The organism is Dyella sp. LX-66, assembly GCF_018599165.1.
Classification (GTDB): Bacteria; Pseudomonadota; Gammaproteobacteria; order Xanthomonadales; family Rhodanobacteraceae; genus Dyella_D; species Dyella_D marensis.
In genome coordinates this window covers 75,746-85,405 of record NZ_JAHFVJ010000016.1, presented here as the reverse complement: position 1 = coordinate 85,405, position 9,660 = coordinate 75,746, and the positions used below count along the sequence as shown (strand labels likewise).

Sequence of the window (9,660 nt, the reverse complement as noted above, 5' to 3'; positions counted from 1 at the left end):
GCCCCCTCCCCCAGGTAGCGAAAAGAACAACGGCTGCCCTGTACTTCCAGCCGTAGTCTCCCCCACCGTAATCCCCCGCCGCATCGCCCCAAACATCGCGACAAAATCCTCCGCCGCCGAAAACGTCCGCGCACTCGTCAACACCGCCACCGGCACATCCACGTGATGCTCCGCATCCGCCGGCACCTCGAACGGCACCACATCGCTCCACCCCGGCAACACACCACGCGCCCGATCCGCCGCGGCATAGCTTCTCGTACGAATCAACGGCCCCCGAATCGGCTCCCGCGTCAACAACTGCAGCAAGTCCACAGGCGTGCTGCCACCGCCGTTGGCACGCACATCGATAACCAACCCCTTGGATGCGTTCACCACCGACAGATTCGCAAGCAGCGCCTTGGTGCCTTCCGTGTCGTCGAACTCATCGATGGTAAGGACGGCAATCCCATCCGGCCTCAGCTTGAACGACACTCCGCCGATCCTGAGCTTCGATTGCTCCGCCAGCGTCAGCCGGGTCAACACCCGGTTTTCTTCCTTACCTTCGGCATTCCTGGCAGTGACGTGGACCTGGCTGCCAGCACGCCCGCCGAGCAAGGCATAGTCATAGGTGCGCACCTGCAGATCCTGCGCCGTCGAGGAGCTCTGGTAAGGCGCGATCTCGCGCTGCGCATAAGAACGTATGTCTTCGCCATCGATCTTCACCAGCACATCGCCCACACGCCAATGCTGCGCGGACAACACGGGATCGTCGATGCCCATCACCACGACAGCGTTTTCCACCCACTGCGTGCGCAAGCCCGGCCGGCCATAGAAGGCGTCACGCAAAGGCTCGGGCGGATAGATATTGGTGTGGCCGTCCTTCAGCAGTGCAACGAACCGCATCAGCACGCGGTAATACTGTTCGGTCGATGCCGTCGCCCGCACCTTGGGCAGGAAGTCCAGGTAGGCCTGGTTCCAATCCAGCTCGGGCTGGCGGTCGAAGAAGGCGAAGTTGAAGCGGGCCTCCGCCCACAGGCTGGACAGGCCCGCGATCTTCGCGTCCTCGCTCAGGTTCGGCGCGAACGGCAGATCCTGGCCGGGCTGGCGCGCCCACAGGCGCTCCTGGCTGCGCGCCGCCTCGATCAGCGGCTTGAATCGCGGGTCGCCGTGGAGCGATGCCAGATCGGCCTCCGCTGCCAGCTGGTCCGCCGCAACGCTGCCGCCTCTGGCTTGCGCGGCCATCAGCGCATCCATGGCTTTGTCCTTGTTCCCGGCCAGCGCTTCATCGCGTGCGAGCTGGTACATGGCGGCATTCCAATGCCAATCCATGCCATTGGGGCCCGCCGTGTAGAACGGCTCGAGGATCGCCGCGGCCTCGGCGTATTGCCTGGCCTGATGCAGTTTCAGCGATTCGATATAGCGCCCCGGCAGGCTGGCCGGTGTCGCGGGCGGCGACTGGGCCGCTGCGGCGAGCGCGGGCCCGCAGGCCATGAAACATAGAATCCGGCCCAAGCTTCGCGTCTGCGTCTTGATCATGTCGTCTTCGCTGTTCGAATGGATCGAAGCACTGCTTGAGCCATCGCGATCGGCGGCCCCCGTCGACATCTTCCCTAAAAGCGTTGTGGCGGCCCATAAGAAAAAGCCCGGCGAAGACCGGGCTTTTCGTCACAGGCTCAGGCGATTTTCTCCGCCCCGTGCAGGTAAGGCCGCAACACCTCCGGCACCGTGATCGAACCATCCGCGTTCTGATAGTTCTCCATCACCGCCACCAACGTGCGCCCAACCGCCAACCCCGACCCATTCAAGGTATGCACCAGCTCCGGCTTGCCCGTCGCCGGATTGCGCCACCGCGCCTGCATCCTTCGCGCCTGGAAATCTCCGCAGTTCGAGCACGAAGAAATCTCGCGATAGGTGTTCTGGCTAGGCAGCCATACTTCCAGGTCGTAGGTCTTCTGCGCCGCAAACCCCATGTCGCCCGTGCACAGCAGCACCTTGCGATACGGCAGCCCCAGCTGCTGCAGCACCTTCTCGGCGTGGCCGACCATCTCTTCGAGCTGCGCATGCGACTGCTCAGGCGAAGCGATCTGCACCATCTCCACCTTCTCGAACTGATGCTGGCGGATCATGCCGCGCGTATCGCGGCCATAGCTGCCGGCTTCGGCGCGGAAGCACATCGAATGCGCGGCGAGGCGCATCGGCAGCGTGTCGGCTTCGACGATGCTGTCGGCAACCAGGTTGGTCAGCGCCACTTCGGCGGTGGGAATCAGGTAACGCTTGGCATCGCCGACATGCGTCGAGAACAGGTCTTCCTCGAACTTCGGCAGCTGCCCGGTGCCCTGCATCGTCTCGGTATTGACGATCAGCGGCACGCTGCATTCCAGATAGCCATGCTCGCCGGTATGCAGGTTGAGCATGAACTGCGCGAGTGCACGATGCAGCTGCGCCAGCTGGCCGCGCAGCACGGTGAAGCGTGCGCCGGAGAGCTTGGCGCCGGCGTCGGCGTCCAGCCAGCCGTGGCGGGCGCCGAGGTCGACGTGGTCTTTCACCTCGAAATCGAACGAACGCGGCGTGCCCCAGCGCAACTGTTCGGCGTTCTGGCTTTCGTCCTTGCCCGGCGGCACCGACTCGTGCGGGATATTCGGGATGCCCAGCGCGATGTGGGCGATCTTCGCCTGCACCTCGACCAGCGCATGCTCGTTGGCCTTGAGCTTGTCGCCCAGGCCGGCGACTTCGGCCATCAGCGCGCCGACGTCCTCGCCCTTGGCCTTGGCCTGGCCGATCGCCTTGGAGCGGGTGTTGCGCAGGTTCTGCAGTTCCTGCGTCTCGGTGGACAGCCGCTTGCGTTCGCTTTCCAGCGCTTCCACGGCGGCTACGTCGAGTTCGTAGCCACGGGTTTCCTTGAGGCGCGCGGCGGTGTCGGCCAGGCGCGAACGCAGCAGGGCGGGGTCCAGCATGATGGGTCCGGATGATGGCTAGTGAACGCCGGATTATGGCGGCCGGGCCCGACTTGCCGCAATGCGACAGGCCGCGGCGCGCCCTCGCCCGCCGCGGCCTGTGATGCGGTTCGGCTTAAGCGGCGCGCCGTTCCGCGCGGCCCAGCCACCAGGCCATGGCGGCGCCGGCCAGCAGCCAGCCGACCACCTGTTCCAGCAGGGCGGCCAGGGTGAAGTCCAGCGGGAAGCGGTACCAGTTCCAGTACGGCACCATGGCGCTGAGCCAGGCGAACAGCGCCGCCGCCACCGCAATGCCCAGGCGCTTGCGGAAGCCGAAGGCGGCCAGGCCCATCACGAAGGCCAGGGCCAGGGCGGACAAGGTGTCCGAGGCCCATTGCCGGCCCAGCTGCGGGCCCATCTGCATCAGATCGTCGCCCTGCGGCATATAGACGATCCAGGCGTACGACGAGGACCTGGCCTTCTCCGAATAGGCCTTGACCGCGGCCTCGTCGGACATCTTGGCGGGATCGAACGACGGCAGGATATAGACACCGGCCTGCATCCCCAGCCCCTGATGCAGGCTGTCCAGCACCACGTTTTCCGCCGCCGGCTGGCGTATGCCGGTTTCGCCCAGGCCCAGCGCCATATGTGCCACGGCGCCCCAGATAAACATCACGATGCCGCCGATCAAGGCGGCCACCAGTACGCGCATATCCGTCCCTCCCCCGGTTAACCGCGCTGCGGTGGCCGGAATCTATGCCCGCGTGGCGAGGCCTAGCAAGGGCGTGCGCAGCAGCTTGCCTAGAGGCGCGAGGCGCCGATCGGCAAGGTGGCGACGCGGTGCATTTCCGCTTCGTCCCACAGCGCCGGATCGCGCAGATAGGCCAGCGCGAAGTCGTGCGCGTCGCCGCCCCAGAACAGGCGGCCGTCGATGGCCAGGGTGGGCACGCCGAAGATGTCGTCGGCCATGGCTGCGTCGAAGTTGGCCTTGAGTTGCGCTTTCACGGCGGGGTCGGCAATCGCCGCGGCAACATCGGCAATGCCAAGTTGCCCGGCTACCGGAGCGAGCGTCTCGGCGGTGTCGCCCACCTGTCCCTGTCCCCAGATCCATTCGAAGATCGCCTCGGTGGCGCGCGCATCGCTGCCGGCGGCAATGCACAGGCGCAGCGCGGCCAGCGGATTGAACGGATGCTTGGGCGGAAAGCGCAGCGGCTGCCCTGTCTCGCGCGCACGCCACAGCACGTGGCGATAGATGAATTCGCGCTTGGCGGGAATCTCCGCCGGGCCCTTCTGGCCGACGCGGTCGAGCACGCCGGCGAACAGGATCGGGCGCAAGGTCACCTCGTGCGTGCGCATCAGTTCCTTGATGCGCGGCCACTGCAGCCAGGCGAACGGGGAGACGAAGTCGAAGTACCAGACGATGGACATGCGATGGCCTCGGGCTACGGCAGAACGGCGGCGCCCACGCGGAACGCCGAAGAAAGACCGCTTACTTGCCGCGCGCCTGCCGCCGCGCTTCGCGCAGGCTCAGCAGTTTCTCGCGCAGCTTCAATTCCAGGCCGCGTTCGACCGGCTCGTAGAACACGGTGCCGTCGAGCGCATCGGGCAGGCATTGCTGGCCCAGCGCGATGCCGCCTTCGGCGTCGTGGTCGTACTGGTAGCCCTCGCCGTAGCCCAGCCCCTTCAGCAGCCTGGTGGGCGCATTGCGCAGATGCATCGGCACGTCCAGCGTGCCGGTGTCGCGGATCGTCGCGCGCGCCTGGTTGTAGGCCGTGTAGGCGGCGTTGCTCTTGGGTGCCATCGCCAGCCAGATCGCCAGCTGCGCCAGGCCAAGCTCGCCTTCGGGGCTGCCCAGGCGCTCGTAGGTGTCCCAGGCGTCCAGCGCCATGCGCCAGGCGCGCGGCTCGGCCAGGCCCACGTCTTCCACCGCCATGCGGGTCATGCGGCGCGCCAGATACAGCGGGTCGACGCCGCCGTCGAGCATGCGGCACATCCAGTACAGCGCGGCGTCGGGGTCGGAGGAGCGCACGGATTTGTGCAGCGCCGAGATCTGGTCGTAGAACTGCTCGCCGCCCTTGTCGAAGCGGCGCGTGCGGTCGGCCAGCACCTGCTCCAGCGTGGCTTCGTCGATGCGGCCGTCCTCGGCCAGCTCGGCGGCGATTTCCAGCAAGGTGAGCGCGCGGCGCACGTCGCCGTCGGCGGCGCGGGCAATCAGCTGCAGCGATGCGTCGCTGATGCTCAGGCCCTGCCCGCCCAGTCCGCGCTCGCTGTCTTGCAATGCGCGCTTGAGCGCACCGACGATGTCGTCCGCCGACACCGCTTCCAGCACGTGCACGCGGCAGCGCGAGAGCAAGGCGGAGTTGAGTTCGAACGACGGATTCTCGGTGGTGGCGCCGACGAAGATGATCACGCCGCGCTCGATATGCGGCAGGAAGGCATCCTGCTGCGCCTTGTTGAAGCGGTGCACCTCGTCGACGAACAGCACGGTGCGCCGCCCCTGCGCGAAGTTCGCTTCCGCCTCGGCCAAGGCCTTGCGCACCTCCGGCAGGCCCGACAGCACGGCGGAAATCGCACGGAAATCGGCATCGGCGTAGCGCGCTACCAGCAGGGCCACGGTGGTCTTGCCGCAACCGGGCGGGCCCCACAGCACCATCGAATGCACGCGGCCCGCTTCGAGCGCGCGGCGCAGCGCCTTGCCCGGCGCGAGCACGCGCTGCTGGCCGACGATCTCGTCGAGGCCGCGCGGCCGCATGCGCTCGGCCAGCGGCTTCAGCTCGTCGGATTCGGGGAAGAGGTCGGGGGAGGAACCGCGGGCGGACATAGGGCGCAATGATAGCGCGGGGGCTGTACCCGGTGCTCGGCAGGCGGCCTCACCACTTCGTCATTCCGGCGCAGGCCGGAATGACGAGCTACTAATCGGCCAGATGGCGCTGCCGATAGACCGCATACGCCAGCCCGATGCTGCCCGTCATCACCGCCGGCAACAGCAACGTGCGCTCCGCCATCACCCCGAACGCCAGCGCCCCCACCGCGCTGCCCGCGATAAAACTGCCGGCCACCAGCACGCAGACCTGGATGCGCAGGCGGTCCACGTCCAGCCCGCGCAGGCGCTGGCCGAGATAAATGCCGAGGTCGGTGAAGATGCCCGACAGATGCGTGGTGCGGAACGTCGCGCCGCTGTAGGTACTGGCCATGGCGTTCTGCAAACCGCAGGCGATCGAGGCGAGATACAGCCCGGCATCGTTGCCGGCGTGGATCAAGGGCACCGCGGCGAACAGCAAGGCCGATTCGACCATCAAGGCCACGCCATAGCGCCGCCCCAGCTTCAAGGTGTGCTGTTGCACGATAAAGCCGCTAAGCACCGCGCCGCCGAGAAACGCCAGGATCGCCAGCGCCCAATGCAACAGCTCGCCGCGGTTGCCTTCGGCGGCCGCCACGCCCATCAGCGTGGCAGTGCCGGTCAGATGCGTGATCGCCTGATGGCGAAAACCCATGAAGCCCACCGCGTTGATCATGCCGGCGATAAAGGCCAGCAGCCCTCCGCCGATCCAGGCCCAGCGCGGCAGCTGGCGCAGCATGGAGGAAGCGTCAGTCCTTCAGCGGCTGCGTCTGGATCACCGGCGCATCGCCGATCACGTCGGCGCCCTTCGGCGGCACGAAGTTGAACGTGGCCGGCGGGATGGTGGGATTGCGCTGCCAGTTGGCGAAGCGGATCTCGGTGACCGCGCCGAGCTGGTCGCGGAAGGTCATGCGCGCCAGGCCGTTGGCGTCGAAGCCCAGGTCCGCGTAGTCGAACTGCGGATCCTTGGCGGTAGAGGTAAGGCGCAGCCAGGCCAGGCCGTCGTGCTCGCCCTGCTCGGTCACCTTGAAGTCGCGGTCCATCTGCTTGAGGTCCGTGAGCACGGTGAGCGGGCTGTGCGCCTCTTCGGTGCTCTGCACGCGCACGGTGACCTGCTCCAGGTCCGGGTCGTACAGCCACACGCGGCTGCCGTCGGCGACGATGGTCTGCTTGTAGGGGGTGAGCGTTTCCCAGCGGAACTGGCGGGGCGCTTCCAGCGACAAGGTGCCGGAGCTGCTCTTGCCCTTGTTGCCGTTGGCGTCGGTGAGGATCTGGGTGAACTGGCCGGTCAGCGCATGCAGGCCGGTGGCGAACGTGTCCAGGCGCGCGCGGGCCGGGCCGGCGGCGGCGTGGACGGCGCCGGCGGCGGTGAGGGCCAGCGCGGCGCAGAGGGCGAGGAAGCGGTTCATAAGGTCCCTGTTTCGTGTCGCGGATGGCGGCGCAGTCTGCGCCGGGACCGCTTAATGGAATTCGGCTTAATGATTTACTTCGGCGGCGGCGGCGCCAGCACTTCGCGGTTGCCGTTGTGCTGCGGCGCGCTGACCACGCCGTCCTGCTCCATCTGCTCGATCAGGCGCGCGGCGCGGTTGTAGCCGATGCGCAGATGGCGCTGCACGCCGGAAATGGATGCGCGGCGCGACTCGGTGACGATGCGCACCGCCTTGTCGTACAGCTGCGCGTCGGCATCGCCGCCTTCTTCGCCGTCCTGCGGCAGGCCGGAGTCGTTGATGAACTTGCCGTCCGAGGTGGCCTGCACTTCCTCCAGCACGCCCTCGATGTACTGCGGCGCACCCTGCGCACGCAGCCACGCCACCACGTTGTGCACCTCGTGGTCGTCGACGAAGGCGCCGTGCACGCGCTCCGGCGTGGCGGTGCCGGGCGGCAGGTAGAGCATGTCGCCGTGACCCAGCAGGGTCTCGGCGCCGGACTGATCAAGGATGGTGCGCGAGTCGATCTTGGAGGAGACCTGGAACGCGATGCGGGTGGGGATATTGGCCTTGATCAGGCCGGTGATCACGTCCACCGACGGGCGCTGCGTGGCCAGCACCAGGTGCACGCCGGCGGCGCGCGCCTTCTGCGCGAGGCGGGCGATCAGCTCTTCGACCTTCTTGCCGACGATCATCATCATGTCGGCGAATTCGTCGATGATGACCACGATGTATGGCAGCGGCTCCAGCGGCTCGGCCGCCAGGTTCGGCATCTCGGGGTTCGGACGGAACAGCGGATCCAGCAGCGGCTGGCCGGCGTTCTCGGCGTCCTTCACCTTCTTGTTGAAGCCGGCCAGGTTGCGCACGCCCACCGCGGCCATCAGCTTGTAGCGGCGCTCCATCTCGGCCACGCACCAGCGCAGCGCGTTGGCGGCTTCCTTCATGTCGGTGACCACCGGCGCCAGCAGATGCGGGATGCCCTCGTAGACCGAGAGCTCCAGCATCTTCGGGTCGATCATGATCATGCGCACGTCTTTGTGGCTGGCCTTGTACAGCAGGCTCAGCACCATCGCGTTCACCGCCACCGACTTGCCCGAGCCGGTGGTGCCGGCCACCAGCAGGTGCGGCATCTTGGCCAGGTCGGCCACCACCGGGCGGCCGGCAATGTCCTTGCCCAGGGCCAGCGCCAGCGGCGACTTCATCAGGTCGTACTTCTCGGAGCGCAGCGCCTCCGACAGGTACACGATCTGCTTCTTGGCGTTGGGGATCTCCAGGCCGATCACGTTCTTGCCCGGGATCACGTCGACCACGCGCACGCTCACCACGGAGAGGCCGCGCGCGATGTCCTTGTCCAGGCTCGACACCTGCGAGCCGCGCACGCCGGCGGCGGGTTCCAGCTCGAAGCGGGTGATCACCGGGCCGGGATACACGCCCACCACCTTGGCCTCGATGCGGAAGTCCTTGAGCTTGAGCTCGACCTGGCGCGATAGCACTTCCAGGGTCTCTTCGGAATAGCCCGGGCCCTGCGGCGGCGCCTCGTCCAGCAGCGACAGCGGCGGCAACTCGCCGGCCTCAGAGGCGCCAGTGAACAGCGGGATCTGCGTTTCGACGCGGGCGCGCTCGCTCTTGGGCGCCGGCGGCGGCGGTGCTTCGATGCGCACCGGCTCGCGCTTGGCCTGCTTCACGGCCTCGACCTTCTTGACCACCTCGCGCTCGGCGCGCGCCTGGCGCGCGGCCAGCACTTCGGGGGCTTCTTTGAGCTTGCCGCCGAACCAGCCGGCGATCTTCAGCATGCCCTGCCCGGTCAGGTCCATCAGCTTGAACCAGGACAGGCCGGTGGCCAGGGTCACCGCGATCAGGAAGATCGCCAGCAGCAGCAGCGGCGCACCCGTGCCGCCGAAAGCCTGCAGCAGGCCGCGGCCCACCCACATGCCGATGATGCCGCCCACGCCCTGGGGCAGCACCGGTTCGTCGCTGAACTTCAGGTACAGCAGGGCCGGCGCGGTGATGAAGAAGAACACCGAGCCGATCAGCCGCAGCGAGGGCTCCCACGGCTGCACCGTGCGCACGCCGCGGTGGCGCAGCACCTGCACGCCCAGGCCCAGCAGCAGCAGCGGGAAGCAGTAGGCGACCAGGCCGAAGATGTAGCGCAGCAGGTTGGCGATATTGGCGCCGACCGCGCCGCCGAAGTTGCGCGCGTGCTCCACCGTGCTGGCATGGCCCCAGCTCGGGTCCTGGTCGTTGTAGCTGAACAGGCAGACCAGCAGATAGAGCGCCAGCGGCAGCAGCAGCAGCGCGCCGGCCTCGCGCAGGCGGCGCTTCAGCTCCTCGCTGAGGCCGCTGGGTTCCTTGTTCTTGTCTTTCTTGACGTTCGCGCTACGCGCCACCGTATTCCTCGCGTGCCGGTCCTAGGGACCTGCTTCTACTGCGTCGCCTGGGCAAAGGCCAGGACTCCAGATACCTCGATACCGCCCCCCGCGGC

General features: G+C 67.4%; 8 protein-coding genes. All 8 read right to left on the bottom strand.

Annotated elements, in window-relative coordinates:
- On the bottom strand, positions 1–1,515 hold a 1,515-nt coding region (locus tag KK141_RS21065; protein WP_214587358.1), incomplete at its 3' end, for a S41 family peptidase.
- 137 nt (positions 1,516–1,652) lie between these two features.
- Positions 1,653–2,933, bottom strand: coding sequence for a serine--tRNA ligase (gene serS / locus KK141_RS21060; protein WP_214572028.1), 1,281 nt, complete (start codon positions 2,931–2,933; stop codon positions 1,653–1,655).
- 115 nt (positions 2,934–3,048) lie between these two features.
- Positions 3,049–3,624 carry a hypothetical protein gene (locus KK141_RS21055; protein WP_214572027.1) on the bottom strand — a complete coding sequence of 192 codons (576 nt, stop codon included), beginning with the start codon at positions 3,622–3,624 and terminating at the stop codon, positions 3,049–3,051.
- An 89-nt stretch (positions 3,625–3,713) separates the two neighbouring features.
- The gene (locus KK141_RS21050) at positions 3,714–4,340 is read right to left on the bottom strand and encodes a DsbA family protein (protein WP_214572026.1); all 627 of its coding nucleotides are present in this window, start codon (positions 4,338–4,340) and stop codon (positions 3,714–3,716) included.
- Between the two features lie 61 nt (positions 4,341–4,401).
- The gene (locus tag KK141_RS21045) at positions 4,402–5,733 is read right to left on the bottom strand and encodes a replication-associated recombination protein A (protein ID WP_214572025.1); all 1,332 of its coding nucleotides are present in this window, start codon (positions 5,731–5,733) and stop codon (positions 4,402–4,404) included.
- Between the two features lie 91 nt (positions 5,734–5,824).
- On the bottom strand, positions 5,825–6,490 hold the full coding sequence (locus KK141_RS21040; protein ID WP_214572024.1) for a YoaK family protein: 666 nt from the start codon (positions 6,488–6,490) through the stop codon (positions 5,825–5,827).
- 10 nt (positions 6,491–6,500) lie between these two features.
- Positions 6,501–7,160, bottom strand: coding sequence for an outer membrane lipoprotein chaperone LolA (gene lolA, locus KK141_RS21035; RefSeq protein WP_214572023.1), 660 nt, complete (start codon positions 7,158–7,160; stop codon positions 6,501–6,503).
- Positions 7,161–7,234: 74 nt separating this feature from the next.
- Positions 7,235–9,565, bottom strand: coding sequence for a DNA translocase FtsK (locus KK141_RS21030; RefSeq protein ID WP_214572022.1), 2,331 nt, complete (start codon positions 9,563–9,565; stop codon positions 7,235–7,237).
- Positions 9,566–9,660 lie beyond the last annotated feature (95 nt).

What these genes read in the sequence shown, in the direction of transcription:
- serS (WP_214572028.1), bottom strand. Translation starts at nt 2,933, where the DNA reads ATGCTGGACCCCGCCCTGCTGCGTTCGCGCCTGGCCGACACCGCCGCG.
- KK141_RS21055 (WP_214572027.1), bottom strand. Translation starts at nt 3,624, where the DNA reads ATGCGCGTACTGGTGGCCGCCTTGATCGGCGGCATCGTGATGTTTATC.
- KK141_RS21050 (WP_214572026.1), bottom strand. Translation starts at nt 4,340, where the DNA reads ATGTCCATCGTCTGGTACTTCGACTTCGTCTCCCCGTTCGCCTGGCTG.
- KK141_RS21045 (WP_214572025.1), bottom strand. Translation starts at nt 5,733, where the DNA reads ATGTCCGCCCGCGGTTCCTCCCCCGACCTCTTCCCCGAATCCGACGAG.
- KK141_RS21040 (WP_214572024.1), bottom strand. Translation starts at nt 6,490, where the DNA reads ATGCTGCGCCAGCTGCCGCGCTGGGCCTGGATCGGCGGAGGGCTGCTG.
- lolA (WP_214572023.1), bottom strand. Translation starts at nt 7,160, where the DNA reads ATGAACCGCTTCCTCGCCCTCTGCGCCGCGCTGGCCCTCACCGCCGCC.